Source organism: Jannaschia rubra (assembly GCF_001403735.1).
GTDB lineage: Bacteria > Pseudomonadota > Alphaproteobacteria > Rhodobacterales > Rhodobacteraceae > Jannaschia > Jannaschia rubra.
Genome location: NZ_CXPG01000020.1, coordinates 664,685 through 689,245 on the forward strand (window position 1 = coordinate 664,685; position 24,561 = coordinate 689,245).

The 24,561-nt window shown below is 67.2% G+C and carries 25 protein-coding genes; 6 read left to right on the forward strand and 19 right to left on the reverse strand.

Annotated elements, in window-relative coordinates; translation table 11 throughout:
• Nucleotides 1-35: 35 nt before the first annotated feature.
• The 13 genes from JAN5088_RS12910 to JAN5088_RS12970 all read right to left on the reverse strand — a co-directional run bounded on the left by JAN5088_RS12910 (nt 36) and on the right by JAN5088_RS12970 (nt 12,632).
• The gene (locus JAN5088_RS12910; RefSeq protein WP_055683199.1) at nt 36-488 is read right to left on the reverse strand and encodes a hypothetical protein; all 453 of its coding nucleotides are present in this window, start codon (nt 486-488) and stop codon (nt 36-38) included.
• Nucleotides 489-583: 95 nt separating this feature from the next.
• Entirely contained in the window at nt 584-1,903 is a 1,320-nt protein-coding gene (locus JAN5088_RS12915) for a DUF8689 domain-containing protein (RefSeq protein WP_055683200.1), read from the reverse strand.
• A gap of 45 nt (nt 1,904-1,948) precedes the next feature.
• On the reverse strand, nt 1,949-2,461 hold the full coding sequence (locus JAN5088_RS12920) for a prepilin peptidase (protein WP_055683201.1): 513 nt from the start codon (nt 2,459-2,461) through the stop codon (nt 1,949-1,951).
• A gap of 20 nt (nt 2,462-2,481) precedes the next feature.
• On the reverse strand, nt 2,482-3,327 hold the full coding sequence (locus JAN5088_RS12925; RefSeq protein ID WP_055683202.1) for a tetratricopeptide repeat protein: 846 nt from the start codon (nt 3,325-3,327) through the stop codon (nt 2,482-2,484).
• Nucleotides 3,328-3,361: 34 nt separating this feature from the next.
• Entirely contained in the window at nt 3,362-3,904 is a 543-nt protein-coding gene (locus JAN5088_RS12930) for a tetratricopeptide repeat protein (protein ID WP_233489790.1), read from the reverse strand.
• 29 nt (nt 3,905-3,933) lie between these two features.
• Complete coding sequence (locus JAN5088_RS12935) at nt 3,934-4,914, reverse strand: type II secretion system F family protein (protein WP_055683203.1); 981 nt, start codon at nt 4,912-4,914, stop codon at nt 3,934-3,936.
• 10 nt (nt 4,915-4,924) lie between these two features.
• Nucleotides 4,925-5,893 (reverse strand): type II secretion system F family protein, encoded by a 969-nt coding sequence (locus JAN5088_RS12940; RefSeq protein WP_055683204.1) that lies wholly within the window; start codon nt 5,891-5,893, stop codon nt 4,925-4,927.
• 1 nt (nt 5,894) lies between these two features.
• Nucleotides 5,895-7,322 carry a TadA family conjugal transfer-associated ATPase gene (locus JAN5088_RS12945; protein WP_055683205.1) on the reverse strand — a complete coding sequence of 476 codons (1,428 nt, stop codon included), beginning with the start codon at nt 7,320-7,322 and terminating at the stop codon, nt 5,895-5,897.
• A 22-nt stretch (nt 7,323-7,344) separates the two neighbouring features.
• Nucleotides 7,345-8,700, reverse strand: coding sequence for a CpaE/TadZ family protein (locus JAN5088_RS12950; RefSeq protein WP_055683363.1), 1,356 nt, complete (start codon nt 8,698-8,700; stop codon nt 7,345-7,347).
• 271 nt (nt 8,701-8,971) lie between these two features.
• On the reverse strand, nt 8,972-9,670 hold the full coding sequence (locus JAN5088_RS12955; protein WP_074962478.1) for an OmpA family protein: 699 nt from the start codon (nt 9,668-9,670) through the stop codon (nt 8,972-8,974).
• A gap of 4 nt (nt 9,671-9,674) precedes the next feature.
• The gene (locus JAN5088_RS12960; protein ID WP_055683206.1) at nt 9,675-11,066 is read right to left on the reverse strand and encodes a type II and III secretion system protein family protein; all 1,392 of its coding nucleotides are present in this window, start codon (nt 11,064-11,066) and stop codon (nt 9,675-9,677) included.
• A gap of 263 nt (nt 11,067-11,329) precedes the next feature.
• Nucleotides 11,330-12,157: a Flp pilus assembly protein CpaB gene (gene cpaB / locus JAN5088_RS12965; RefSeq protein WP_306455482.1), complete on the reverse strand. Its 828-nt coding sequence runs from the start codon at nt 12,155-12,157 to the stop codon at nt 11,330-11,332.
• Between the two features lie 199 nt (nt 12,158-12,356).
• On the reverse strand, nt 12,357-12,632 hold the full coding sequence (locus tag JAN5088_RS12970) for a hypothetical protein (protein ID WP_055683207.1): 276 nt from the start codon (nt 12,630-12,632) through the stop codon (nt 12,357-12,359).
• A 701-nt stretch (nt 12,633-13,333) separates the two neighbouring features.
• Here JAN5088_RS12970 and JAN5088_RS12975 point away from each other — a divergent pair.
• Nucleotides 13,334-14,179, forward strand: a complete 846-nt coding sequence (locus JAN5088_RS12975) for a lytic transglycosylase domain-containing protein (RefSeq protein ID WP_055683208.1) — start codon at nt 13,334-13,336, stop codon at nt 14,177-14,179.
• A gap of 15 nt (nt 14,180-14,194) precedes the next feature.
• On the opposite strand, the gene JAN5088_RS12980 is transcribed toward JAN5088_RS12975, so the two are convergent.
• From JAN5088_RS12980 to glyA, 5 genes are all read right to left on the reverse strand, one after another.
• Nucleotides 14,195-14,836 carry a CoA transferase subunit B gene (locus tag JAN5088_RS12980; RefSeq protein ID WP_055683209.1) on the reverse strand — a complete coding sequence of 214 codons (642 nt, stop codon included), beginning with the start codon at nt 14,834-14,836 and terminating at the stop codon, nt 14,195-14,197.
• Complete coding sequence (locus JAN5088_RS12985; protein ID WP_055683210.1) at nt 14,836-15,561, reverse strand: CoA transferase subunit A; 726 nt, start codon at nt 15,559-15,561, stop codon at nt 14,836-14,838. The genes JAN5088_RS12980 and JAN5088_RS12985 overlap by 1 nt, the downstream gene beginning before the upstream one ends.
• An 80-nt stretch (nt 15,562-15,641) precedes the next feature.
• A complete protein-coding gene (locus JAN5088_RS12990) occupies nt 15,642-16,628 on the reverse strand; it encodes an MBL fold metallo-hydrolase (RefSeq protein ID WP_074962482.1) in 987 nt (328 codons plus the stop codon).
• A 19-nt stretch (nt 16,629-16,647) separates the two neighbouring features.
• Nucleotides 16,648-17,745 (reverse strand): histone deacetylase-like amidohydrolase, encoded by a 1,098-nt coding sequence (locus JAN5088_RS12995; RefSeq protein ID WP_055683211.1) that lies wholly within the window; start codon nt 17,743-17,745, stop codon nt 16,648-16,650.
• Nucleotides 17,746-17,814: 69 nt separating this feature from the next.
• A complete protein-coding gene (gene glyA / locus JAN5088_RS13000; protein ID WP_055683212.1) occupies nt 17,815-19,110 on the reverse strand; it encodes a serine hydroxymethyltransferase in 1,296 nt (431 codons plus the stop codon).
• Nucleotides 19,111-19,231: 121 nt separating this feature from the next.
• On the opposite strand from glyA, the gene JAN5088_RS13005 reads away from it, so the two are divergent.
• The 5 genes from JAN5088_RS13005 (at nt 19,232) to JAN5088_RS13025 (ending at nt 23,637) form a co-directional block, all read left to right on the forward strand.
• Nucleotides 19,232-19,999 carry an NAD kinase gene (locus tag JAN5088_RS13005; RefSeq protein WP_055683213.1) on the forward strand — a complete coding sequence of 256 codons (768 nt, stop codon included), beginning with the start codon at nt 19,232-19,234 and terminating at the stop codon, nt 19,997-19,999.
• Between the two features lie 79 nt (nt 20,000-20,078).
• Nucleotides 20,079-21,788, forward strand: a complete 1,710-nt coding sequence (gene metG, locus JAN5088_RS13010) for a methionine--tRNA ligase (RefSeq protein ID WP_055683214.1) — start codon at nt 20,079-20,081, stop codon at nt 21,786-21,788.
• Nucleotides 21,789-21,852: 64 nt separating this feature from the next.
• Nucleotides 21,853-22,074 (forward strand): DUF3072 domain-containing protein, encoded by a 222-nt coding sequence (locus JAN5088_RS13015; protein WP_055683215.1) that lies wholly within the window; start codon nt 21,853-21,855, stop codon nt 22,072-22,074.
• 358 nt (nt 22,075-22,432) lie between these two features.
• Complete coding sequence (locus JAN5088_RS13020) at nt 22,433-22,906, forward strand: Hsp20 family protein (RefSeq protein ID WP_055683216.1); 474 nt, start codon at nt 22,433-22,435, stop codon at nt 22,904-22,906.
• A gap of 137 nt (nt 22,907-23,043) precedes the next feature.
• The gene (locus tag JAN5088_RS13025) at nt 23,044-23,637 is read left to right on the forward strand and encodes a peptide-methionine (R)-S-oxide reductase (protein ID WP_055683217.1); all 594 of its coding nucleotides are present in this window, start codon (nt 23,044-23,046) and stop codon (nt 23,635-23,637) included.
• A 4-nt stretch (nt 23,638-23,641) separates the two neighbouring features.
• On the opposite strand, the gene JAN5088_RS13030 is transcribed toward JAN5088_RS13025, so the two are convergent.
• Complete coding sequence (locus JAN5088_RS13030; protein ID WP_055683218.1) at nt 23,642-24,502, reverse strand: hypothetical protein; 861 nt, start codon at nt 24,500-24,502, stop codon at nt 23,642-23,644.
• Nucleotides 24,503-24,561 lie beyond the last annotated feature (59 nt).

Here is a 24,561-nt window from a genome sequence, read left to right on the forward strand (position 1 = left end):
GCGCCGGCGGGACAGGAGGGAAGCCCCCGCCGACCTCAGCGCGCCGAAAGCTCCGCGCTGTAAAGATCGGCCAACCGCCGCGCGGTGACGATCTCCAATCCGGCCAGTCGCGCGGCGTCCGACCCGACGTCCGCGATGGCCAGCGCCTCCCGGCTCTCCGACAGCACGCGGAGTTGGGCGTCCAGCGCTGTCTTCAACTCGGCCGTGGTCATGCTCGCGGCGGATGCGGTGACGAAGGGATGCAGCGTTTCCGGCACGCAGCGGGTAACGGCACAGGTGTCGCGCAACGCGCCCTGCAACGCTTCACGCGACAGGGCGACGAACTCGATCTGCTCGACCGTCTGCGGCGCGGCGCGCGGCGCCGCCACATCGGACCTGAACCCGCTTTGCAACACGAAGGCCGTCGCCATCAACGTGGCGATGATCGCCGCCGGCAACAGGGCCGACCCCGGCCGAAAGTCGCGCCCGATATCCGAAATATCCGCCATATGCCTGCCTTGCCTGCTGCTCGCGCGTTTTCGCGTCGTTTCATGAAGGCGAGTCTAGGGAGGAAATCAGGCAAAATTCAGGCGACAATCCGCCGTCAGTGGATGATTTCCTTTTCGTCCACGAACAGGTTTGCCCAGGCGCGATCCACCAGTTCGGGCGTCATGCGGTAAGGCAGCCCTTCGAAATTGCAGGCCGCGATCATCTGGTCGATCAGGAAGATGCCGTGAAAGTTGGCATAGACGTTGTCGATCTCGGGATACTTCGACTTCAACAGATGCAGCAGCGACGCCTCGTCGAGTTCGAACTTCTTCTTCTTGGCGACCATTGCGAAGATCTTGAGGAATTCCGCCTGCGTCGGCCCGTCGATCAGTACCTTGAAGAAGATCCGGCGCAGCGCCGCGACGTCGAAGATCTTGTTGGGATGGAAGTTCGTCGAGAACACCACCAGGGTATCGAAGGGGACCTCGAACTTCTCGCCCGATTGCAGCGCCAGGATGTCGTATCCCATCTCCATCGGGACGATCCAGCGGTTGATGATCTTCTGCGGTGGCTCCGCCTGGCGACCGAGGTCGTCAACGATGAACACGCCGCCCGACGACTTCAGCTGCAGCGATGCCTGATAGGTCCGCGCGACGGAATTGTAGTTGAGGTCGAGCATGTCCAGCGACAGCTCGCCCCCCGTCATCACCGTCGGCCGCTGGCAGAGCAGATACCGCTGATCGACGCGGTGGTTGACCTTGCGAAGCCCCGTCATGTCCTGCGGCAGCTCGATCCTCGTGTGGACGATGGGATCGTAGAGCGTGATGACCTGCCCCGCGTATTCGATGGCATGGGGGATCCAGATGTTGTCGCCGAGCGCCGCGCGGATGCCTTCGGCAATCGACGACTTTCCGTTCCCCGGAGGGCCGTAAAGGAGGACCGATCGTCCCGACCCCACGGCGGGCCCCAGTTGATCCAGCAGCCCCTTGGGCAGGATCAGATGCCCCATCGACTGGACGAGCCGTTGCCGCGTGATCGAGATGTTCCTGACCGACTGCGCCTTGACCTGCTGCTTGTAGCGGTCGAGCGGGACGGGCATCGGCCCGTAATACTCCGACTGCGACAGGGCGTCGATGGCGCGCGCCTTGCCCTGTTCGGTCAGTTGAAACCCCATCTCGCCCGACGACCCGGCATGCATGGTGCCCGTCGCCTGCATCAACCCTGCTTCCCGCGCCTGGTCGATCAGTTGCTGGGTCAGGCCGGTGGTCAGGCAGATCGCGGCGGAAATCTCGCGCGTGGTCTCGACCGACTTGCGGAACATGGTCTTGAGCAGGATATCCCGCAGCATGACGTTCGTCAGGCCGGTTTCGGCCAGACTGCGCGGCTGTTCGGGGGCGGGAACCCCCATCTCGGCGGGGTCGGGGCGCATGTTCATCGGGCGGTCCTCTGGATCTGGCCGGGCAGGGTGCGGCGGGCGAGGTCAGCCTGCCATGGCACCGAGGTAGAAATATGTCGAAACGGTCGGTGCCAGCGCCAGGCCGAAGGGGACGTATCCCTTCCTGTCGTCCTCGAACCAGATCCAGCCTGGCGCCGCGGTCCGCAGCGCCGAACTGCGCCGCGCGGTCATCATCCCGACCAGCAGGACGATGGACCAGAAGGCATAGATCACCGCGATGGCCCGCAGGTCGCCCAACGCCACCAGGGGTGCGACAGCGGCGATGAACTTGGAATCGCCCGCCCCCATGCCGATCGTCATCGTCAGTCCGAAGCAGACCGTCAGCGCGACGACGAAATGCACGTACCTCCAGGCATATTCCCCGAGCGGCATCACAAAGGCCCCCGCAACCACGAAGACGGCCAGCAACGTCAGCACCGCCTCGTTGCGGATCTTCATCCGGGCCACGTCCGTATAGACGACCCACAGGCAGATCGGCAGCGTCAGCAGGCCGAAAACGATGGCCTGCGTCTGCGTGATGGCAAGGTCGGTGAACATGGGGCGCGGTCTCCGTCGGGTCAGCCGTTCAGGGCTTCGAGCGCGCGCACGGCGGCCTCGAAGTGGCGGGGGTGGGTGTTGATGGCATCGTCCAGAAGGTTGCGCCCGACGTCGACGTCGCCCTGCTTGACCGCAGCGAGCGCGGCCGTGTGCAGAAGCTGGGCGCGTTCCTCCTGGGACATCTTGATCAGCGGCAGGGCATAGACACGGCGGCCGGCCCGGGCGAGCACCAGGTTGTTCTTGGCGGTGAACATCCCGCTGTCGTAGGTGATGGCCTCGGTGAACAGCCGCTCGGCCGCCTGGTTGTCCCCGCGCGTGAGCTTGGAATAGCCCCAGTTGTTCAGGACGCCTGCCGGCTTGGTCGTCAGGCCGACGGCGGTCTCGTAGAAGCTGTCGGCCTTGGGCCAGTCGCGGTTGCTGTCCGCCACCATCGCCTCCAGGCGATAGCGCTCGAACGTCTCGTGCGTCGGCGGTATGCTGTCGAGGACCACCTTCGCCGCTGCCCAGTCCGACGTGCGGATCAGCGCGTCGGCCAGTTCGACCCGGTCGGCGGGGCCGCTGCCCGGGTGATCGACGGTCTTGCGCCAGGCCAGCACCGCTTCGGACTGTCGTCCACCGCGCACCAGACTGCGGGCCAGACCGCGATGGTTGTCAATATCCTCGGGCTCCATCTCGATCTGGCGCTGGAAATAGGGCACCGCCTCGCGCGGCTCAGCCACCGTCAGCATGATCTGGCGGATGCTGTCGGCCTCCGCCTCGGCCGCGTTGCTGACCGCGCGAGAGACGTCGGTCCGGCCCATCTGCCCGCAGGCGGACAGAGAGATGGTTCCCCCGAGGAGGAGGGCGAGAAAGACAGGGTGGCGCATGTCGCGTCCTTTGCTGCTCGGTGCCTTCGGTTTGTTATGGGTACTGCTCGGGCGAGGTCAGGTCGAAGACACCATTGTCCCGCCGCGTCAGTGTGAAGGCGCTATCCGTGGCATCAATGTACGGAGAATCTGTCATTTTTGCATCTGAAACGCGGAGATTTTCAAGAATCTCGGGCGATGGTTGCAAGGCGAACGCAGTCTTGAACGTCCGGTTCGCCTCGCCCGTCCTGCCCCGCTCCAGAAGGACGACGCCCAGATTGTTCCAGGCCGCGGCGTTCCGCGGCTCGACCTCCACCACCTCACGCAGCAGGTTCTCCGCCTGGTTCAGCCGGCCGAGCGACAGGTTGGCGCTCGCCATCGCGGCCTTGATGTCGGGGGTAAGCCCCTGCGGGCCGGTCGCCGCCCGGACATAGCTGTCGAGGGCCAGTTCCGCCTCGCCCGCCGCCAGCAGCCGGTCGCCGACGATCAGGGGATCGACCGCGTTCGACCCGCGCACGAACCCCGGCGCGGTCAGCGGATCGTCGGCGACAGCACTTCGTCCGGCGACGACCGATCCGCAGGCGGACAGCAGCGTCATCGCCGCCACGCAGAGAACCATGACCCGCATCAGAAGCCTCCCTGGCCGCTCAGCGCCTGCGCGATACCATGCAGGGAAGGGCCGATCAGAATGATGAGAAGGGGCGGCACGCAGAACATCATCGTCCCCACCGTCAGTTTCGTCGGCAGCACGTTCGCTTTTTCCTCGGCCCGCATCACGCGCTTGTCGCGCATTTCGGCGGCATAGACGCGCAGGGCGTCCGCAACCGACGTGCCGAAGGTCGCCGACTGGATGAGGACGGTGACGAAACTGGTGATATCCTTGATATCGCACCGGTCCGCCATGGCGCGCAGCACCTCGGGCTTGTCCTTGCCCGCCTTCATCTCCTGCGCGACCATGATGAACTCACCGGCCAGGGCCGGATAGGACGGCTCGATCTCGGTCGCCATGCGGATGATGGACTGGTCGAGCGATTGCCCTGCCTCGACGCAGACCAGGAGCAGGTCGAGCGCGTCGGGAAAGCCGTCCTGGATCTCGCCCTGGCGCTTCGCCACGCGCTTTCCGATCCAGTACTTCGGCGCATAGTAGCCAAGCGCGCCCGGGATCAGCATGTAGCCGATCTTCTGATAGAACGGCATGTCGCCCGCCAGCGCCAGCGCATAGATCGCGCCCAGCACGAGAAGGCCCGCGCCCAGCAGCATCTGCGCGGCGGCCAGCGTGCGGACCGCGTCCTTGTGGGGATAGCCCGCGCGGATCAGCATGGTGCGGGTCTTGGACATCTCGTCCTCGTCCTGCGGTTCGAGATACTGGGCGTATTTCGCCAGATGCTCGTTTCGGGCGCCATGACGGGACAGCCGCTTGCCGCGGTCGTCATCGTCGAGTACGATGCCCTTCCGCTCCCGCGCGATACGGTCCATCGGATCGACCTTGCGCGTCAGCAGGAACGGCATGGCAATGAGCACCAGCACCAGGCCGGCGGCCCCCGCGATATAGGTCCATCCGTCGGGGCCCAGCGTGTCGGTCACGAGCGTTGTGAGCATATCCAGCATCGTCCAGACCTCAGACCTTGATGTTGACCATCATGCGCATGAAAATCACGTTCACGATCAGGAACACGATCACCACGCATGCGGCAGGGATGAAATAGGCCGTCTCGGAGACTTCCGAGTAGTAGTCGGGCTTCATCACGTTGATTGCGATGGCTGCCAGCACCGGGAAGGCCGACAGGAAGATCCCCGACCAGCGCGCTTCGGCGGTGATGGCCTTGACCTTGCGGAACAGCTTGAACCGTGCGCGGATCACCTTTGACAGACCCTCCAGGATCTCGGCCAGGTTGCCGCCCGACTTCTGCTGGATCGCCACGGCGACCGCCAGGAACCGCAGATCCTGCAGGTCGACCCGCTCGGCGAGCGCGCGCAGTGCCTCGGGCACGTCGCGGCCATAGGCGGCCTCGTCCGCGATAAATCCCATCTCGGAGCCGAGCGGATCCGCGATCTCCTTGGCGACGATGCCGATGGCGGAATTCAGGGGATGGCCCACGCGCAGCGATCGCACGATCAGCTCGACCGCGTCGGGCAACTGCTCCTCCATCAGCGCCAGGCGCTTTTTGGCCTTGTTGTTCACCCAAGTATAGACGCCGCCGATGCCGATGCCGAAGGACAGCAGCAATCGGATGGGAAGTGCGGCCCCGGTCAGCACCGTCATCAGCAGGAACGACATCACCACCATCAGGACCATCACGCCGATCAGCATGCCGGGCGTGAAGGCAAGATTGGCCTTCTGCGCCTTTTCGGCCAGCAGCGAATAGAGCGGGATCTGCTTGGCGCGGTCGTGCTGCGACATCTCCTTGCGAAGCTGGGCCATCACCTCGTCACGGGTCTGACCCTTCTCAAGAAGGGCCAGGCGACGGTTGACGCGGTTGTTGAGCTTGATCGAATTGCCGAAGACGAGGCCGTAGATGGCCCCGATCGACAGGAATACCGCGCCGAATACGGCGATGTAGATGAGCGGCTCGATCGACAGTTCCATTTCAGCGGCTCCCTGCCGGTTCGTAGATGCTCGACGGCAGGTCGTAGCCCCAGGCCTTGAAGCGGTCGGAGTAATGGCTGCGGATGCCGGTGCCGGTAAAGCGACCCAAGATCTTGCCGTCCCCCTCGAGTCCCAACCGTTCGTAGCGGAAGATTTCCTGCATCGTGATGACCTCCCCCTCCATGCCGGTCACCTCGGTGATCGACACCATGCGGCGCGAGCCGTCCTGCAGGCGCGACGCCTGCACGATCAGGTTCACGGCGGAGGAAATCTGCGCCCGCACGGCCTTGAGCGGCATCTCGATGCCCGCCATCGCGATCATGTTCTCCAGCCGGCTGACTGCGTCGCGCGAGTTGTTGGCGTGGATCGTCGTCATCGACCCGTCGTGGCCGGTGTTCATCGCCTGCAGCATGTCGATGACCTCCTCGCCGCGGGTCTCGCCCACGATGATCCGGTCGGGGCGCATCCGCAGCGCGTTGCGCAGGCAGTCGCGCTGCGTCACCGCGCCCTTGCCCTCGACGTTCGGCGGGCGGCTTTCCATCCGGCCCACATGGTCCTGCTGCAACTGCAGTTCGGCCGTGTCCTCGATCGTCAGCACCCGCTCGGTCTGGCCGATGAAGGACGACAGCGCATTCAGCGTCGTTGTCTTGCCCGAGCCTGTCCCGCCGGAGACGATGACGTTCAGACGGCAGGCGACCGCCGCCTGGAGATAGGTCGCCATCTCCTCGGTGAAGGCGCCGAAGGTGATCAGGTCGTCGATCGCCAGCTTTTCCTTCTTGAACTTGCGGATCGACACCAACGACCCGTCGACGGCCACGGGCGGCACCATCGCGTTGAAGCGCGAGCCGTCCTTGAGGCGGGCGTCGACATAGGGGTTCGATTCGTCGACGCGGCGACCCACGGCCGACACGATCTTGTCGATGATCCGCATCAGGTGCTTTTCGTCCTTGAAGCGGATTTCCGACTTCTGAAGCTTGCCTGCGCGTTCGATGTAGATGTTGTGGGGCCCGTTCACGAGGATGTCGTTGACCGACTCGTCCTTCAGCAGCGGCTCCAGCGGGCCGAGGCCCATCACTTCGTCGAACAGCTCGGAATTCAGGATGTCGCGATCGTCGCGGCCCAGCACCACGCCCATTTCGGACAGTTCGTCGGTCGTGATCGACACGATCTCGGATCGCAGCGCGGCGGGGTCGGCCTTCTCGATGGCCGACAGGTTCAGGTTGTCGAGCAACCTGTGATGCATTTCGGTCTTCAGCTCCTCGATCCGTTCGCGCCGCTTGACGTCCTTGTCGACGGGGGCGGGAGCGGCCGGTGCGGGGGGCTTCATCCTGGTCGTGGGAGCCGCCTCGGGCGGCGGGGCGGCGGGTGCGGGGGCGGCTGCGATGGGTTTCGCGCCGTCGATCTGCGGTTTCTTGTAGCGTGAGAACATGGATCGTTTCCCTCCGGGGGGCTCAGCCGAACTTGAGGCCGAAGATCGCCTTCTTGGCGGGTTTCCTGGCGCGGGACATGTCCTGACCCGACTCGATGGCCTCGCGCGCCTCATGCAGCTCGCAGGCCAGTTTCTGGATCTCGCGGGCCAGCGCGTTGCGGGGCGCCAGCGTGCTCAGCGGCGCGGCCTGATCGTTGACCTCCGTCACCTGTTTGCCACCGTCGGGCAGCACCGCGTGGAACTTGATGCCGAGCAACTCGGCCATCTTGTCGATGCGCCCCCGGCCCGACATGTCCATCTTGCCCGGCGCGCGGTTCAGGACGAAGGCGAGCTTCTCGACCGGCAGTCCCTCGGCCTGCAGAAGCCTCTGGAAACGCATCGCGTTCTGCGCCGACCGAACCTCCCGCCCGCAGACGACGAAATACAGGTCGGCCTGCCCGAAGACCGCGTCCGTCCAGCCGGTCACGGCAATCGGCATGTCCACGATGACGACATCGAAACAGGTGCGCGCCAGGCTCAGCAGGCCCACGACATCATCGGGGCCGATCAGGTCCAGCGGCAGGATGTCGGTTGGCGCCGTGAAGACCGACAGGCGGTCCTTGTAGGTGCCGAGCGCCTGACGGAACGCCTGTTCGTCCATGGAGGCGACGTCGGACAGCACCTCGTAGATCATCGGCTTGCGCGGCAGGTCCAGATAGGTTGCGACCGATCCGAACTGCAGCCCGAGGTCGATGACGCAGACCCGCGGCGCGGCATTCTTCGATATCGTGGCCAGTTCCCAGGCCAGGTTGACGGCGAGCGTCGTGGCGCCGTCGCCCCCAGCCGCAGACTGGACGGCGAAGACGGCGCCCTGTCCGCGGGGGCCGCCGCCGGTGGTGGTCGCGGGAACCGCCGCGGCCGGATGCGCCATCTCGGCATCGACGGTCTCCGCGCCGGCCCGGCGCAGCATCTCGATGCTTTCGGCGCCGCCCGTGGTCAGGATGCGGGCGACGGCCTCCGAAAGGGCGTTCTCGGGCAGGGGATAGGGCGCGAAATCGTCCGCGCCCGCGCGCAGCAGATCGTGGAGCGCCATCGGCCCCAATCCGTCCGCCACCAGGATGACCCGCAGACCGGTCTGTTTGGCCTGACGGATGACATCGGCGATCTGTGCCAGACGCCCCTCGTCCTCCTTGTCGACGGCGAGCACTATGAAGTCGAGTTTCCGTGCCTCCTCCTGTCGCAGAAAGGCAATGGCCTCCGAAAAGTTGAGATCGCCCCAGGCTTCGCCGAGTTCGGCTTCCATGTCCTCAATCAGAAGATCGAACTCCTGAACGTCGCGGGACACCGTGACCGCGCGGAGCGGTTCGGGCTCGGGAAGCAGGGCAAGGTTGCTCGCCATCGGAATCACCATCTTCTGTCGGCGCCCCGGGGGGGGCAGGTAGATCACCGGTCCGCGGCCGAAAATCCGGCGATCCGATGCGGGGGATTTTCCCCTTTCGCCAAGTCTTGACCGTGAATTCAGGCAACAATTGGACCCGAAGTGTGAAATTATCGGAAATGCGGGGGGCAAACTGCCACAGACAAGACTGTTGGAAATACGATGGTTTTTAATGAAAAGACCCCGCCTGCGAATTGCGGGCGGGGCCTTCGGCATTGGGACGTGCGGGCGATCAGCCCCCTGGAACGGGGCGACCGGCGCTGCCGCCTTCGCCCGCCGGGGCCGCCGCCGCCGCGGCGACGGCCGCCGCGACGCCTGGGCCGGCCGCGCTGCCGACATAGCGGCGATAGACGATCTGGCCGTACTTGCCGTCGAGCACCATCGGATGGTCCGCGACGAAGCCGGCGACCTCGGTCACGGTCCGGCGGTTCGCCCGTTCGGCCGACTGGGTGGGCACCAGGGGCCGCGTTTCGCCGTAGCTGACGAGCGCCTGCAGGCGGCTTGTCGACACCCCGCGCGACGCCAGATAGGCGACCGCCGCGCGGGCCCGTGCCAGCCCCAGCTGCTTGTTGTAGGCGTTCGACCCGACCTTGTCGGTGTGGCCGTAGACGCTGAACCGCACCTCGGGGAACGACCGGATGAACGCCGCCTGCTGGTCGAGGACCGCCCGCGCCGTCGCGTCGAGCGCGGCCGAGTTGAAGGCGAAGTTGATCGTCGTCGGCACCTGCGCGGCGAAGCGGCTGCCCATGTGGGCCAAGGCCGGGGCCTCGCCGGTCATGACCAGCATGTTCTGCCTGGTCGGGTTGCCGAAGCCGCCCTCGTCGATCGAGGCTCCGGCGACAGTGTTGAACCGGGTGCCGGTGCATCCTGCGAGCGTTGCGAGCGACAGGCCACCAATCAGGAAACGTCGGGTGATGTTGTTCTCTTTCATCGTCTTATTCCATCACATAGCCATAGTTTCCGGAAAAGTCCTGCGCGGCCACGGCGCTGCCGCCGGTGGATGCGCGGGTGTTCGTCGTCGCGCCGGACAGGTGGCCATAGAGAAACAGTTCGTTCTCGGTCGGCGGCCGGATGCGGTCGGTCGGCAGCGCCAGCGCCTCGCCTCTCGTCGGCTGCACCAGATGGGCCGTGACGATGATGACCAGTTCGGTCTGGCGGCGCTGGTAATCGGCCGACCGGAACAGCGCGCCGAGCACCGGCAGATCGCCCAGGAACGGCACCTGACGCGCGTTGTCCTGGAAATCGTCTTGCAGGATGCCCGCGATGGCGAAGCTTTGGCCGTCGCGCAATTCGACCGTGCTGTTGGCCCGGCGTACGTTCAGCGAGGGGATCACCGCGCCGTTGCCGACCGACGTGCCGTCGCCCGGATCGATGGACGACACCTCGCTGTTCAGCACGAGGTTGATGATGTCGCCGTCCACGACCGTCGGCGTGAAGTCCAGCGTGACGCCGAAGGGCTTGAACTCGACGCCCACGTTGCCTTCGGTATCGATCTGGGGGATCGGAAATTCACCGCCGGCGAGGAAACTGGCGGTCTGGCCCGAAAGGGCGGTCAGGTTCGGTTCGGACAGGGTGCGGACGACGCCCTTCTCCTCCAGCGCCTCGAGCAGCAGGTTCAGGTTGAGGGAACTCGTGCCGACGTTGATCTGCAGCGCGCCCGCGGCGCCCGCGACGCCCGTCGTGCCGGTGAATCCGCCGGGGGCGGCGATGCCGGGGGTGTTCAGGTCGGTGCCAGAGATGCCGAGCGACGCACCCAGTTCCTTGCTGACCGTGCGGCGCATCTCGGCGAAACGCACCTTGAGCTGCACCTGCTGCGTGCCACCGACACCCATCAGGTTCAGCACCCGTTCGGGCGCATAGCGTTCCGCGATCTCCAGCGCCTGGTCCAGCTTGGCGACCGACGACACGGTGCCCGACAGGACGATGCCGTCGTTGGCGGTGCGGACCTCGATCCGCTCGGAGGGCAGCAGCTCGCGCAGACGCTCCTTGAACTCGGCGATGTCGGGGGTGACATGCACCTCGACGTTGGTCATCAGCCGCCCGTCCGGTCCCAGCAGGGTCAGCGTCGTGCGGCCGGGCAGCTTGCCCAGCACATAGACGGTGCGATCCGACAGGGTGGCGATATCCGCGATCAGCGGGTTGGCGATCGACGATTCCGCGAAGGCCGCGTCGGATTCCAGGACGATGGCGCGGTTCAGCGGGACGCGCAGTGCGCCCTGCGTGCGGCCTTCGCTTATCCTCAGCGTCTGGGCGTGGGCCTGGGCGAGCGGGGCGCCTGCGACCAGGGCCCCCAGCATCGCTGCCCGAAGGAGTGTGCGAAATTTCATGGTGACCCTTCCTCTATGATCACTGTGCCCGAAAACGGATCTTCTGCCCGCTTTGACTGAAGCATGCCCAATAGGCGGTTTATTGCAACGAAGGTTGCCGAAACGGTTGTCGAACGTCGTCCTTGGGGACACACGTCGCCCCCTTTGGGCCACATTCGGCGCTGAAACGGCTCCGAATTGCGGTCGAGGTCGGTCCGGGGCCATGCCGTTGCGGCGGATGCGCGGCCCCGGATGCGGTCGGCTCAAGCCGACGAATTCAAGCCTCAGCCCTCGGTGGGGCAGGGGATCTCGATCTGGATCATCTCGGCGCCCTTGCGGGTCCGGACGGTGCAGATCTGGCGCCGTTCTATCACTTCCCTCGGCCCGAGGATCTCCTCCAGCGTCGCCTCGACCTGGTCGGATTCGCTGTCGTCGCGCACGCCGACCAGTGCCAGCGTCAGCCGCCCCGTGGCCTGCGCCTGGGCCAGCTTGGCGACCACGCCGGGCGTCACTTCGACCGTGACGTTGCGCGCGATGCTGGGATTGTTGCGCTCCTCGTCGGTCTGCTGGTCCACGGCGATCAGCGGCAGGTTGGCGTGGATCAGGCGGGTGATGCCGCCCTGCTGCCCGCCGCCGCCGGTCCAGTAGACGTCCACCCGGTCACCCGGACGCAGAAAGCCGGAGACGCCCGAATTGACATCGACCTGCAGGGTGAAGGCCCGCATCCCCGGCGTCAGCGCGGCGGCCAGCCCCGCGTCGGCGCCCGGCTGGGTGACCTTGACCATGAGCAGGGGCTCGTCGCGCTCCATCACGCGCAGCACGGTCCGCAGCTTCTTGTCGCCCTCGGGAAAGATCGCCTCCATCGTGTCGAAGGTGCCGGCAGGCAGGGCGTCCTCGGGCCAGGCCACGGCGCGCACGTCCTCGGGGCGCAGCGTATCGCCATAGCGCATCTGCCGCGACACGACATAGACGTCCTTGACCGGGATGATCGCATTCTGACTTTGCGCCAGGGCGTTCTGATACTGGGTGAACCGCCCCTGCGCGGTGTGGATGGCGAAACCGGCGAGCCCCAGGCCCGCCAGCAGCAGTAGTGCGAAGATGAGGCGCATCATCGTGTTTTCCTCGTAGCGTTCGGTGGCCCGGAGCGGATCGCGGGCGATCGTTTCCGTATTGGCGCCGGAATGCGGCAACAGGATGGTGCGGGCGGGGTCATCGCGTGGAGGTCATGGGGCGCACCGCGCGGAACGGAAAAGACGCCCCGGATGGCTCCGGGGCGTCTTTAGAGTTGTGAATTATATTAGGTACGCGCGATTAACCACCCGTACCCGTACCCGTACCCGTACCCGTGCCCGTACCCGTGCCCGTACCGCTGCCCGTTTTCTTACCCGCGTCAAAGGCATCTGCCGAAACCTCGAGCTGGTTTTTCCCAAGTTCAGTCTCGATGCCGCCGGTGACTTTGCCGATCCCCGTCGACACGACGCCCATGACGGCGAGGCCCAGGCCCACGAGGGCGGCGGTCAGGACGACCCAGTCGACGGTGACGGCACCGGCTTCGTCGTTCTTGAAGGTCTTGATGGCGTTCAGCATTGGTTTGTTCCCTTGTGCTTCGGTCTGGTTTCGCATCGTCGGGCTGTGCCGCCCTTTCGATGGGTCCGTTCTGACCCCGGATCGCGGCGGGAATGAGACGCGATGGGGGCCTTGGCGCGAAATGTTAAGGGTCAAACCGGGGCCCCATTTTCCCAACCCATTGATTCCAAACGAACCGGCCGAAAAACCGCTCGGTCTTTCGCCATGGTTGGTTAACGCCTTGGCCACCGATGCCGGGCGCAGGGCGATGAAGCGGGGGTCGTGCCTGCCAGCACGACCCCCTGTCCCTCGGTATCCTTACCGATGGAAGATGTGACGCGTCCCTCTTGCTCCGCTCCGCCTGCCAACGGTTCGGTAGGAACTGCTCGATCGCCACGTTTCCTGCCCGGGTTTTCCGGTGCTTGTTGATCGACGGTCCGGGGCGGTCTGCCATCGCCCGCTTCCGCCGATGACCCCGTTCTGCCGGGCAAATACGGCGAGATCGTGTCGAACTCCGTTCAATTTGCAGACAATCGCCTTTTCAACGGGTTTTATGCACCGATCGGCAACAACGCGCTCCGAATCCGCATCTTTCGCGGCCCCGCCGCCGCTCCCGCGCGGCATTTGTCACAGGTGACGCACGCTCTGGCCCTCCGACGATGACAGGCGCGCCGCCGCCGTGGCATCGTGGCGTCAACGATTACGGACCCGAGCAGTCTGACATGACCAAACTCCTCCATGCCGCCCTCGTGGCCGGCCTGTCGCTTTCCCTGCCCGCAGGGCCCGCGACGGCCGACTTCACGTTCAAGCGGTCCCCCGCGCCGCAGCCCGGCACCACCGCCCGAATCGACATCCAGGTGGATGAGGAGGCATTCCGCGCCCAGACCGCCCCCCGCCCCCTGCGCCCCCGCCTGCCGCAGGTCGCCGCGCTGTCCGCCGACACCCCGGCCGGCCCCGCCAAGGCCGCCACCGGCCAGCAGGACTGGTTCTGGACGACCGTCTCGCCGGGGATCGAGCCCGTGGCGGGCCGCTTCCTCCAGGCCGCCGAACTCGCCGCGCGACCGCCGCAGGGCAGCGGCATCGCCGCGCCCACCCTCAACCAGCTTCAGGGAATCGCCCGCGTCCACGGGCGCGAGATCCTCGCGCGCTCCGTCGGCACGCGCGTCTCGCCCGCGCTGGTGCTGGCGCTCATTTCGGTCGAATCGGGGGGCCGGGTGACGGCGGTGTCCAACAAGGGCGCCACCGGCCTGATGCAGATCATCCCCGCGACGGCGGAACGCTTCGGCATCACCGATTCGAACGATCCCGCGCAGAACATCCGCGCGGGCGTGGCCTATCTCGACTGGCTGATGGGCGAATTCGGCAACGACCCGGTTCTGGCGCTTGCCGGCTACAATGCGGGCGAGGGGGCGGTGCACCGCAACGGCGGCGTCCCCCCCTATGCCGAGACGCGCGCCTATGTCCCGAAGGTCATGGCCGCCTGGAACGTCGCGCGCCTGATGTGCCGCACGCCGCCCCAGCTTCCCGGCGACGGCTGCGTCTTCGACCCCTCGCTGGTGGACAGCTAGGGGCCGAAGCCCGACTCAGACCAGCGTGGCCTCGGTCTTGGACCGCAGTTCCTCCTCGGTCACGCCCTCGGCCAGCTCCACGATCTTCAGCCCGCCTTCGACCACGTCCAGCACGCCCAGGTTGGTGATGATCCGGTCCACCACGCCCTTGCCGGTTAGCGGCAGGGTGCATTCCTTCAACACCTTCGATTCGCCGTGCTTGTTGGCGTGGTCCATCACCACGACCACCCGGCGCACGCCCGCGACCAGATCCATCGCGCCGCCCATTCCCTTGACCAGCTTCTTCGGGATCATCCAGTTCGCCAGGTCGCCGTTCTCGGCCACCTCCATCGCGCCCAGGATCGCCATGGCTATCTTGCCGCCCCGGATCATGCCGAAGGACATGGCGCTGTCGAAATAGGCGGTCTTGGGCAGTTCCGTGATCGTCTGCTTGCCCGCGTTGATAAGGTCCGCATCCTCGCTTCCCTCGACCGGGAAGGGGCCCATGCCCAGCATTCCGTTCTCGGATTGCAGCGTGACCTCGATCCCCTCGGGAATGTAGTTGCTCACCAGCGTCGGGATCCCGATCCCGAGGTTGACGTACCAGCCGTCCTGCAACTCCTGCGCCGCGCGGGCGGCCATCTGGTTGCGGTCCCAGCCCTTGATCGTGTCGGCCATCACATCGCCTCCTTCTTCGCGCGGACGGTCCGCTGTTCGATCCGCTTCTCGTGCTCGCCCTGGATGATGCGGTGGACATAGATGCCCGGCAGGTGGATGCCGTCGGGGTCGAGCGTGCCGGTCTCGACGATCTCCTCCACCTCGGCCACGCAGACGCGGCCGCACATCGCGGCGGGCGGGTTGAAGTTGCGCGCGGTCTTGCGGAACACGAGGTTGCCCGTCGCATCGCCCTTCCACGCCTTCACCACGGCCAGGTCCGCGACGATCCCGCGCTCCATGATATAGGTCTCGGGTTCGCCGTCAGGACCCGTGGGGAAGTCCTTGTGCTCCTTGCCCTCGGCGATCACGGTGCCCACGCCGGTCTTGGTGTAGAACCCCGGAATTCCGCAACCCCCTGCGCGCATCCGCTCCGCCAGCGTGCCCTGCGGATTGAACTCCAGCTCGAGCTCGCCCGAAAGATACTGGCGCATGAACTCGGCGTTCTCGCCCACATAGCTGGAAATCATCTTCTTGACCTGCTTCGTCTGCAGCAGGATCCCGATGCCGAAATCGTCCACGCCCGCGTTGTTGGACGCGAAGGTCAGGTCCTTCGTCCCCGCCTCCTTGATGGCCTCCAGCAGAAGCTCGGGGATGCCGCACAGTCCGAAGCCCCCCGCCGCGATGAACATGCCGTCATGCAGAAGCCCGTCCAGAGCCTCCGCCGCCGAAGAATAGACCTTCTTCATCCCATCCATCCCTCTCGTGGTGTGATCGCGGGCGACCTTCGCGCGCGGGGGGCAGGGTGTCAATTCGCGCGCGGCCCGGGTCAATCGCCCCCTACGGTCCAGGCCACACCCTGTTCGGGGATGCGGTACGTCAGGCCCAACCGGTCGCCCGTCTTCAATTCCTCCAGCATGACGTCCTGCGCCAGCGGCCCCTCGGTCAGCAGGTATTTCGTGTGGCTGACGATCACCTCCAGCCCCCGCAGCGCCTCCGCGCCCGCCAGCCCCGCCAGCACGTCCATCTCCTCATGGATCAGCGCAGGCGTCAGATGCCCGAACAGCGCGTCGTCGGGCCGGTCGCTGGGATAGCTGCTCTCGATGATGACGGCCTTGAGCGCCCCCGATGCGGCCAGCGGCGCCACGGCCTGCCACAACGCGCGCAGCTTTGCCCCGCCCTCCACCCGGTCGGGCCCCGTGTCGCCCAGGCACAGCACCGCATCGCCGCCCGCTTCGAACAGAAAGGCCGTCGATTCGACCGGCCCATGATCCAGCGGATAGGCCGTGGCCGTCATCGCCGTCCCCTCGACCGCGATGGCCTCGCCGGGCACCAGCGGCACATAGGCGTATTTCCCCAGATGCGGCTCCACCCCCGACGGTCCGAAGTTGGGCCAGGCCGTCCAGTTGAAATAGGTGGCCTCGATGGCCTCCAGCACCGAAGGCAGGGCATGGATCGGTTTCGCGCTGTCGTCGGGCGAGGCGATGACCAAGCCCGCCACATGGTCCAGATGCGCGTGGCTGATGAAATAGCCCCGGATCACGTCGGTCAGGACGTGGCCGACGCGGGTCATCCCGCTGTCTTCCGGCACCGCGATGCCGTCGAAGACGCCCGCCTCCCCCGCCGCGCGCAATCCGCTGACCAGCGATCCCGCGTCGCAGGTCACGCCCCTGGGGTCGCCCGCCGGGTGGATCAGGAAGGCGCTCAGGTTGCCGTCCTCGATCCCGCCGCGCGCGCCGAGCGTGACGATGGTGAACCCTTCGGCCCAGGCGCCCAGGGGCAGCGGGGCCAGCGTGGCGGCAATGGCGGTTCTCATGGTCTCTCTCCCGATCGTGTCATTGCAGCGCTTCGGCCATCGCGGCAATGCGCGCCGACGCGAAGCCCTCGAACTCCGCCCCCGGCTGCCGGCGCGCGAAGGTCTCGGCAAAGGGGTCGGGCGCCTGCGTCCGCGATCCCGCCAGCGTGGCGATGACGCCATGACCGCAGAACGGCACATAGACCTCGGAATACCCCCCCTCATGCGCCAGGATCAGCCGTCCGCCGCAGACATCGGCCGCCAGATCCATCACCTGCCGCGTCATGGCGGTGAAGGTTCCGGCCGTGGCCATCATCCGCCCCAGCGGGTCCGGCGTGGCCGCGTCGAACCCGCAGGCGACGATCAGGGCGTCGGGGGCAAAGGCGCGCAGGCGGGGCAGGGCCAGCCGCTCCATCGCCTCAAGATACGTCGCATGGCCGCACCCCGGCGGCAGCGGGACGTTCAGGTTCGTCCCCGCAGGCCCCCGCACCTCGAACCCGCCGGTATCCAACGGATAGTTCCGCTCCTGATGCAGCGACACGGTCAGGACGTCCGGGTCGTCCAGAAAGATCGCCTCCGTCCCGTTGCCGTGGTGCACGTCCCAGTCCAGCACCGCAAAGCGCCGCGCCAGCCCCCGCGCCTGCGCCCGCCGGATCGCCAGCGCGATATTGGCCAGCAGGCAGAACCCGTTGGGCCGGTCGGGCAGCGCGTGATGCCCCGGCGGGCGCGACAGGGCATAGGCGTTGTCCAGATCGCCCCCCAGCACGGCCTCCACCGCATCGGCCACCAGCCCGGCCGACAGCGCGGCGATGTCGTAGCCACCGGGACCGAAAGGCGCGCGCGGCCCCAACTCGCCCCCGCCAGCCTCGGACAGGCGCGCGAACTCGTCCAGATATGCCGCCGGATGCACCCGCAGCAGATCCTCGCGCGTCAGCGGTGCCGCGGACCGGACGTCCAGCTCCCCCATGAGGCCCGTGACCCGCATCAGGTTGACCAGCCGCCGTTTGGTCTCCGGCTCCTCCGGCAGGCCGCCGCCGCCCGCGATGGGCTGCACCAGCCCGCCCACCGGCGCCATCTGGGCATAGTTGCCGCCGCCATGCCAAAGGCACCGCTCGTCGTGAAAGAACCCCGTCGCCATGCCGCTCTCCCCGCTGCCGCGAACCATGGTCGCGCCAGCGCCCGCCGCGGTCAATCGGAAGCGCGGCCCCTACAGACCCGGATAGATCGGGAACCGGTCGCAGAGCGCCTGCACGCGTTCGCGCACCGACGCCTCGATGTCCGCGTTGCCATCCGCGCCGTTCGCGGCCAGCCCGTCCACCACCTCGACGATCAGGTCGCCGATCTGCCGGAACTCCGCCTCCGCAAAGCCGCGCGTGGTGCCCGCTGGCGATCCCAGCCGGATGCCCGAGGTGACGGTCGGCTTCTCGTCGTCGAAGGGGATGCCGTTCTTGTTGCAGGTGATATGCGCGCGGCCCAGCGCCGCCTCGGTCTCGTTGCCCTTGACCCCCTTGGGGCGCAGGTCGACCAGCAGCAGATGCGTGTCCGTCCCGCCCGTGACGATGTCGAGCCCGCCCTCGATCAACCGCTCCGACAGCGCCTGCGCGTTGGCGATCACCTGCCGCTGATAGTCCTCGAACCCCGGCCGCAGCGCCTCGCCGAAGGCCACGGCCTTTGCGGCGATCACATGCATCAGCGGCCCGCCCTGGATGCCGGGGAAGATGGCCGAATTGACCTTCTTCGCGATGGCATCGTCGTCGGTCAGGATCATCCCGCCGCGCGGGCCGCGCAACGTCTTGTGCGTCGTCGTCGTGGCCACATGCGCATGGGGGAAGGGCGACGGATAAAGGCCCGCCGCCACCAGACCCGCGAAATGCGCCATGTCCACCAGAAGGATGGCCCCTACCGTGTCGGCGATCTGCCGCATCCGGGCGAAGTCGATGATGCGCGGAATGGCCGATCCGCCGGCGATGATCATCTTCGGGCGATGTTCCGTCGCCAGCGCCTCGACCTGCTCGTAATCCAGCAGCAGGTCGTCGCGCCGCACGCCGTATTGCACCGCGTCGAACCATTTGCCCGACTGGTTGGGCCGCGTCCCGTGCGTCAGGTGCCCACCCGCGTCGAGCGACATGCCCAGGATCGTGTCGCCCGGCGTCAGCAGCGCGGTGAACACGCCCTGGTTGGCCTGGCTGCCGGAATTGGGCTGCACGTTGGCGAAGGCGCAGCCGAACAATTCCTTCGCGCGGTCGATGGCCAGATTCTCGGCCACGTCCACGAACTGGCAGCCGCCGTAATAGCGCCGGCCCGGATAGCCTTCGGCGTACTTGTTGGTCATCACGCCGCCCTGCGCTTCCATCACGGCGCGGCTGACGATGTTCTCCGACGCGATCAGCTCGATCTCGTCGCGCTGGCGACCCAGCTCGTCGCGCGTGGCACGGGCGATCTCGGAGTCGGTCTCGGCCAGCGAGCGGGTGAAGAAGCCGTCATCTCGGTGCGGGGCATTCATGGCGCGGTCTCCGTGGAAAGGGATGGCGCCTCATACCCGCGACCCGTCTCGGGATAAAGCGCCGCGGGTTGCCTTTCCTTCGCGCGCTGGGCAAGCCTTGGCCGAAACCACGGGACGGGACATGCCGCGCGCCAGGGACATCGCCTTTCTCGCCTCCGACACGCCGGAGGCGCAGGCCGCGCTGGCCCGCCTCACCGGGCGGTACGGCCAGACCCCGCTCGAAGACGCGGCGATCATCGTGGCGCTGGGGGGCGACGGCTTCATGCTGGAAACCCTGCACGGCACCATGCACATCGACGCGCCGGTCTACGGCATGAACCGGGGCACCGTCGGCTTCCTGATGAACGACTACCGCGAGACGGGGCTGACCGGACGCCTCGCCCGTGCCGAGGAAGCCGTCATCAACCCCCTCCGCATGACCGCGACGCGGGCCAACGGCGAGGTCGTGGGCGGTCTCGCCATCAACGAGGTGTCGCTCCTGCGCGCCGGCCCCCAGGCCGCCCGCCTGCGGATCAGCGTGGACGGCCGCGTGCGGATGGAGGAACTGGCCTGCGACGGCGCGCTGGTGGCCACGCCCGCGGGTTCCACCGCCTACAACTACTCGGCGCATGGGCCGATCCTGCCCATCGGGTCGGACGTGCTGGCGGTGACGGCAGTGGCCGCGTTCCGCCCCCGGCGCTGGCGCGGGGCGCTGCTGCCCAAATCGGCGCGGGTGCGCTTCGACGTGCTGACCCCCGAAAAGCGCCCGATGATGGCCGAGGCGGACGGCCATTCCGTCCGCGATGTCGTCTCGGTCGAGGTGGTCAGCGAACCCTCCGTCTGCCACCGCCTGCTGTTCGACCCCGGCCACGGGCTCGAGGAACGGCTCCTGCGCGAGCAGTTCACCTGACGGCACGCCCGCCCCACTGGCATCGCCCCCGCGCATCCGGTAATGCGGCGGCCTGACACTGCCGACAGGACCCCCCCGAATGCCCCGCACGCTCATCACCTCCGCGCTTCCCTACATCAACGGCATCAAGCATCTGGGCAACCTCGTGGGCAGCCAGCTTCCCGCCGATCTTTATGCCCGCTACTGCCGCGCGCGGGGGCACGAGGTGATGTTCGTCTGCGCCACCGACGAACACGGCACGCCCGCCGAACTCGCCGCACGCAAGGCGGGACAGCCGGTGGCCGAATACTGCGCCGAGATGTGGCAGGTGCAGAAGGACCTGGCCGACGGCTTCGGCCTGTCCTTCGACCACTTCGGCCGCTCCTCCTCGCCCCAGAACCACCGCCTGACGCAGCACTTCGCCGCCCGGCTCGACGACGAGGGGCTGATCGAGCAGCGCGCCTCGCGGCAAGTCTATTCCCACGCCGACGGCCGCTTCCTGCCCGACCGCTACGTCGAGGGCACCTGCCCCAACTGCGGCTATGACCGCGCGCGCGGCGACCAGTGCGAGAACTGCACCAAGCAGCTCGACCCCACCGACCTCATCGACCCCCGCTCCGCCATCTCGGGCAGCACCGACCTCGAGGTGCGCGAGACGCGGCACCTCTACCTGCTCCAGTCGAAGCTGCGCGACCGGCTCGACCGCTGGATCGACGAGCAGAAGGACTGGCCGATCCTCACCACCTCCATCGCGAAGAAATGGCTCCACGACGGCGACGGGTTGCAGGACCGGGGCATCACCCGCGATCTCGACTGGGGCATCCCGGTGATGAAGAGCGACGTTCCCTGGCCGGGGATGGAGGGCAAGGTCTTCTACGTCTGGTTCGACGCCCCCATCGAATACATCGCCGGCACCGCCGAATGGGCCGACGCCACGGGCGGCGACTGGGAACGCTGGTGGCGCACCGACAAGGGTGCCGACGACGTCCGCTACGTGCAGTTCATGGGCAAGGACAACGTGCCCTTCCACGCGCTGTCCTTCCCCGCCACGCTGCTTGGGTCGAACGAGCCATGGAAGACGGTCGATTACCTCAAGTCCTTCAACTACCTCAACTACGACGGCGGCCAGTTCTCGACCTCGCAGGGGCGGGGGGTCTTCATGGACCAGGCGCTGTCGATCCTGCCGTCGGACTACTGGCGGTGGTGGCTGCTCAGCCACGTGCCCGAAAGCTCGGACACCGAGTTCACCTGGGACAATTTCGCCTCCTCGGTGAACAAGGACCTGGCCGACGTGCTGGGCAACTTCGTCAGCCGCGTGACCAAGTTCTGCCGCTCCCGCTTCGGCGAGGCGGTGCCCGACGGCGGTACCTGGGGCGCGGCCGAGGAGGCGCTGGTCCAGACCCTCGCCACCCGTCTCGCCGCCTATCAGGCGCATATGGACGCCATCGAGATCCGCAAGGCCGCGGCCGAGCTTCGCGCCATCTGGGTCGCGGGAAACGAATACCTGCAGGACGCCGCCCCCTGGGCCACCTTCAAGGACGACCCCGACCGCGCCGCCGCGCAGATCCGCATGGGGCTGAACCTCATCCGCCTCTATGCCGTGCTGTCGCGCCCCTTCATCCCCGCTGCCTCCGACGCGATGCTGGCCGCGATGGGCACCGGCGACGACGCCTGGCCGGACGACATGCGCGCGGCCCTTATGGCCCTGCCGCCGGGCCACGCCTTCACCGTGCCCGACGTCCTGTTCGCCAAGATCACCGACGATCAGCGCGACGACTGGGCCGCGCGCTTCTCGGGCACGCGCGACTGACGGGCGTCCGGGGAACAGGTCGGCCACCTGGAACGTTGGGGGAACATCAAACAGGAGTTTCCCCATGGCCGACCCCACCCCGACCCCCAAGCAGGACGCCCCCGGCAATGCCGCCAAGAACCCCGACGACTGGACGACGGGCGACGAGGCGATGACCGGCGCGCAGGCGAGCTATCTCAAGACCCTCTGCGAGGAGGCGGGCGAGGACTTCGACCCGAAGCTGTCCAAGGCCGAGGCCAGCAAGCGCATCGACGCGCTTCAGGAAAAGACCGGCCGCGGCGCTTAACGTTTCGTTCATTGCTCGGCCCCAGAACGATCCCCGCTGCAGCATGACGACACCAGAACGACCGATGGCCCCACGCCGTGGCACGTGTGGGGACCGAAGGTCGGGCCCGATCTTCCCAGACCCCCGGTTCACGCCCGGGGGCCCCCTCGCAGGTCGTTCGCCCCTGGCAGGCGCGCGCCTCCGTTCACATCCCCGAGACGTCGCTCAGACCCCGCAAGGCACCCCTTGAACGGGCCGAAACGCGTTCCCAGATTCCCCCTGCCGGATGCCGCCACAGGGTCCGGCGATGGAAGACCCGGCCCCTGTCCGGTCGTGGAAGGGGCCATGTGACGTATCGCTTGAGACAAGGATGCAAACCATGCGAACCTATGATTTCACCCCCCTCTACCGTGCCTCCGTCGGCTTCGACCGGATGGCGAACCTGCTCGACCGGGCGATGACCGCAGACACGGCGACGACCTATCCTCCCTACAACATCGAGAAGACGGGCGAGAACGACTATCGCATCTCGATCGCCGTCGCGGGCTTCACCGCCGACGAGCTGTCGATCGAGGCGCGCGAGAACGCCCTGATCGTGACCGCCCGCAAGGCCGAGTCGGAGGACAAGCGGACCTATCTGCACCGCGGCATCGCCACCCGTGCCTTCGAGAAGTCGTTCCAGCTGGCCGATCACGTTCAGGTGACGGGCGCGTCGCACGCCGACGGGATGCTCCACATCGACCTGGAGCGGCAGGTGCCCGAGGCGCTGAAGCCGCGCCGGATCGAGATCGCTCCCGCCCGCCGGTCGGACGACAAGGCGATCGAAGGAACCTCCGAGACCGTCGAGGCTTAAGCCCCCCAAGACTGTGCCTCCGGCCTGCGGAGTGGCGCGCGTCCCCCGTCGGGGGCGCGCGTTTTCGTGTCATCACGACAGCTTTCATCGCGCGTGAGGTCGTCTGCGCGCAGGATGGTCCGCGAAAGGCGGCCCCCATGTCACAATCCCATCTCTCCCGACGCGACCTTCTCGCCACCGGAACGCTTGCCGCCGCGAGCCTGGCCGCACCCCGGACAGCCCGCGCCGAGGCGCCTGACGGCGCCTTCGCCTTCGAGGTCGCGCGCCCCGACGCCGAATGGCGTGCGATGCTGACGTCCGGGGAATACGACGTCATGCGCCAGGGCGCGACCGAGGCGCCCCGCTCGAGCGGCCTGTGGGACAAGGCGGAGCCCGGAACCTACGCCTGCCGGGGGTGCGACCTCCCGGTCTATGAGGCGCGCTGGAAGGTGCTGCTGGACAAGGGCTGGCTGTTCTTCCGCCACTCCCGGCCCGATACCGTGCTGACCTCCATCGACCGCTCGATCTACGGCCGTTTCTCGCGCGGCGGCGGCAGCCCGACCATGATGGCGGAGCCCATCGACGAGGCGTCGCTGACGCAGGAGGAGCGCGACCTTCTAGACCCGCTTCTGTCGATGGAGGTGCATTGCCGCCGCTGCGGCTCGCACTTCGGGCACATCCTTCACGTGGAGAACAAGCTGCTGCACTGCGTCAACGGCATCGCCCTGACCTTCGCGCCCGAGACGGCCTGACCCCTCAGAACCATTGCCCCGGCTCCATCAGGCCGAGGTCGAGCAACTGCTGCGCCTGCCACTCGAACCGGATCGACCCGTTCCAGCGGAACCCCCGGATGGCCGCGCGCGACCCGGGGTTGGTGGCGAGCGCCTTGGCTACCCGGAAGGACGCGACGCAGGCGGTCATGGAATGGTGCCAGGGGCAGGCATAGGTGTTCATCTCCGGCTCCGACATCGTCAGGTCCGGCAGAAGGCGCAGGCCGGGCCTCGCACGGAACAGCGACACGCGGTCGATGCGGCGGCGGGTCCAGGGGATGTGTTCCTCGAACCGCCAGCGCAGCCCGCCGAAGAAGTCGAGCTGCCGGTCCAGCGGGCCGTCCTCGCCCCATCGGGCCAGCGCGAAATATCCCGCCTCGTCCATCCAGGCGTCGTCGCGGTCCACCCCGTCCGACCCCGGCGCCAGTTCGCCGGCATAGAGGTCGATCACGAAGGTCAGCACCGCGTCGCGCCGCTCCTCCGCGCAGAAGGCCAGCGCCTCGCCGATGCGGCGGGTTTCGGCGAAGGGGTGGAACAGGTATTCGGCGTTGTGGACGTATCCCGTCCAGGCCCCCGCCGGGCGGGCCGCGATGAAGGCGTTGACGCAGGTGGCCGCCATGTCGTCCGGCTGCCTGTCGAGCGTCAGGCGATGCACCCCCTCGGGCAGCACGGGGGGCAGGGCGACCCCCGGCGGGGTGGCGACGACGATGTGGCGGAACCCCGCATCGACGTGGTGGCGCAGGGTGCTTTCCACCTCCCGTCCGTCCTCGGCCAGGATCATCAGCGCGGGCCCCTTGCCGAGGCGGGACGCTCTGGCGCGCAAATCGTCGAGGGATGTGAAATCCATGCCTGCCCGTCCGTCGTTCGCGCGCACCTTCCCCGAAACGCCGGGCTCCCGCAACGCCC

Bases quoted from the DNA above. Each gene is read 5' to 3' on its own strand.
- JAN5088_RS13030 (WP_055683218.1), bottom strand. From the start codon at position 24,502: ATGGATTTCACATCCCTCGACGATTTGCGCGCCAGAGCGTCCCGCCTC.
- JAN5088_RS12975 (WP_055683208.1), top strand. From the start codon at position 13,334: ATGACCAAACTCCTCCATGCCGCCCTCGTGGCCGGCCTGTCGCTTTCC.
- cpaB (WP_306455482.1), bottom strand. From the start codon at position 12,157: ATGATGCGCCTCATCTTCGCACTACTGCTGCTGGCGGGCCTGGGGCTC.
- JAN5088_RS13025 (WP_055683217.1), top strand. From the start codon at position 23,044: ATGTCACAATCCCATCTCTCCCGACGCGACCTTCTCGCCACCGGAACG.
- JAN5088_RS12960 (WP_055683206.1), bottom strand. From the start codon at position 11,066: ATGAAATTTCGCACACTCCTTCGGGCAGCGATGCTGGGGGCCCTGGTC.
- JAN5088_RS12910 (WP_055683199.1), bottom strand. From the start codon at position 488: ATGGCGGATATTTCGGATATCGGGCGCGACTTTCGGCCGGGGTCGGCC.
- JAN5088_RS12930 (WP_233489790.1), bottom strand. From the start codon at position 3,904: ATGACGCTGCTGTCCGCCTGCGGATCGGTCGTCGCCGGACGAAGTGCT.
- JAN5088_RS13020 (WP_055683216.1), top strand. From the start codon at position 22,433: ATGCGAACCTATGATTTCACCCCCCTCTACCGTGCCTCCGTCGGCTTC.
- JAN5088_RS12950 (WP_055683363.1), bottom strand. From the start codon at position 8,700: ATGGCGAGCAACCTTGCCCTGCTTCCCGAGCCCGAACCGCTCCGCGCG.
- JAN5088_RS13015 (WP_055683215.1), top strand. From the start codon at position 21,853: ATGGCCGACCCCACCCCGACCCCCAAGCAGGACGCCCCCGGCAATGCC.
- JAN5088_RS12955 (WP_074962478.1), bottom strand. From the start codon at position 9,670: ATGAAAGAGAACAACATCACCCGACGTTTCCTGATTGGTGGCCTGTCG.
- JAN5088_RS12990 (WP_074962482.1), bottom strand. From the start codon at position 16,628: ATGAGAACCGCCATTGCCGCCACGCTGGCCCCGCTGCCCCTGGGCGCC.
- JAN5088_RS12935 (WP_055683203.1), bottom strand. From the start codon at position 4,914: ATGCTGGATATGCTCACAACGCTCGTGACCGACACGCTGGGCCCCGAC.
- metG (WP_055683214.1), top strand. From the start codon at position 20,079: ATGCCCCGCACGCTCATCACCTCCGCGCTTCCCTACATCAACGGCATC.
- JAN5088_RS12920 (WP_055683201.1), bottom strand. From the start codon at position 2,461: ATGTTCACCGACCTTGCCATCACGCAGACGCAGGCCATCGTTTTCGGC.
- JAN5088_RS12995 (WP_055683211.1), bottom strand. From the start codon at position 17,745: ATGGCGACGGGGTTCTTTCACGACGAGCGGTGCCTTTGGCATGGCGGC.
- JAN5088_RS12925 (WP_055683202.1), bottom strand. From the start codon at position 3,327: ATGCGCCACCCTGTCTTTCTCGCCCTCCTCCTCGGGGGAACCATCTCT.
- JAN5088_RS12970 (WP_055683207.1), bottom strand. From the start codon at position 12,632: ATGCTGAACGCCATCAAGACCTTCAAGAACGACGAAGCCGGTGCCGTC.
- JAN5088_RS12985 (WP_055683210.1), bottom strand. From the start codon at position 15,561: ATGAAGAAGGTCTATTCTTCGGCGGCGGAGGCTCTGGACGGGCTTCTG.
- JAN5088_RS12915 (WP_055683200.1), bottom strand. From the start codon at position 1,903: ATGAACATGCGCCCCGACCCCGCCGAGATGGGGGTTCCCGCCCCCGAA.
- JAN5088_RS12940 (WP_055683204.1), bottom strand. From the start codon at position 5,893: ATGGAACTGTCGATCGAGCCGCTCATCTACATCGCCGTATTCGGCGCG.
- JAN5088_RS13005 (WP_055683213.1), top strand. From the start codon at position 19,232: ATGCCGCGCGCCAGGGACATCGCCTTTCTCGCCTCCGACACGCCGGAG.
- glyA (WP_055683212.1), bottom strand. From the start codon at position 19,110: ATGAATGCCCCGCACCGAGATGACGGCTTCTTCACCCGCTCGCTGGCC.
- JAN5088_RS12980 (WP_055683209.1), bottom strand. From the start codon at position 14,836: ATGGCCGACACGATCAAGGGCTGGGACCGCAACCAGATGGCCGCCCGC.
- JAN5088_RS12945 (WP_055683205.1), bottom strand. From the start codon at position 7,322: ATGTTCTCACGCTACAAGAAACCGCAGATCGACGGCGCGAAACCCATC.